General features: G+C 53.1%; 1 rRNA gene (cut by a window edge). It reads left to right on the top strand.

Annotation, left to right across the window (positions count from 1 at the left end):
• Window positions 1-120: 120 nt before the first annotated feature.
• Window positions 121-1,373 (top strand): 23S ribosomal RNA (locus RS027_RS13375); it runs 1,777 nt beyond the window's last position.

The raw sequence follows: 1,373 nt of genomic DNA on the forward strand, positions 1-1,373 counted from the left end.
GCTCTTTAACAAGATATATCATGCTGATAAAACGATCTTCCTTGAGAAGATCATGTGATACGTCTCAAGCGTATCCGGCAATATCGTTGTCATTGCGACCCCGACTCCTTCGGGTTATAGGGTCAAGCAATGAAGCGCACACGGTGGATGCCTAGGCAGCCAGAGGCGATGAAAGACGTGGAAGCCTGCGATAAGCGTCGGCGAGGTGGCAAACACCCTTTGACCCGGCGATCTCTGAATGGGACAACCCACTCATCACAAGATGAGTATCGTATCCTGAATCCATAGGGATACGAGGCGAACCGGGGGAACTGAAACATCTCAGTACCCCGAGGAACAGAAATCAACCGAGATTCCCCCAGTAGCGGCGAGCGAACGGGGAGTAGCCCTTAAGCGCGTGACCGATTAGACGAAGGCCCTGGGAAGGGCCGCCATAGTGGGTGATAGCCCCGTAGTCGAAAATCCGATCGCGTGAAATCGAGTAGGTCGGGGCACGAGAAACCTTGACTGAAGACGGGGGGACCATCCTCCAAGGCTAAATACTCCTGGCTGACCGATAGTGAACCAGTACCGTGAGGGAAAGGCGAAAAGAACCCCAGTGAGGGGAGTGAAATAGATCCTGAAACCGTGTGCGTACAAGCAGTGGGAGCCCCATCACTAAGCTTCTTCGTGATGAGCTCATCATTATCACATCCGCTTGAGGGTTAACGTTGCCTGCAACGTTCAACCCAAAAATCAAGCAGAGGTGGCTTAGTGATGGGGTGACCGCGTACCTTTTGTATAATGGGTCAGCGACTTATTTTCCGTAGCGAGCTTAACCGTGTAGGGGAGGCGTAGCGAAAGCGAGTCTTAACAGGGCGACAAGTTGCGGGGAATAGACCCGAAACCGGGCGATCTACCCATGGCCAGAGTGAAGGTTGAGTAACATCAACTGGAGGCTCGAACCCACGTATGTTGAAAAATGCGGGGATGAGCTGTGGGTCGGAGTGAAAGGCTAATCAAGCCCGGAGATAGCTGGTTCTCCTCGAAAGCTATTTAGGTAGCGCCTCACGTATCACCACCGGGGGTAGAGCACTGTTTCGGCTAGGGGGTCATCCCGACTTACCAACCCGAGGCAAACTCCGAATACCGGTGAGTGCCAGCGTGGGAGACACACAGTGGGTGCTAACGTCCATTGTGGAAAGGGCAACAACCCAGACCGTCAGCTAAGGTCCCCAAATTCTGGTTAAGTGGGAAACGATGTGGGAAGGTTTAGACAGCTAGGAGGTTGGCTTAGAAGCAGCCATCCTTGAAAGAAAGCGTAATAGCTCACTAGTCGAATCGGCCTGCGCGGAAGATGTAACGGGGCTAAACCAGATACCGAAGCTACGGAC

It is taken from the genome of Halomonas garicola (genome assembly GCF_031935715.1).
Taxonomy (GTDB): domain Bacteria; phylum Pseudomonadota; class Gammaproteobacteria; order Pseudomonadales; family Halomonadaceae; genus Vreelandella; species Vreelandella garicola.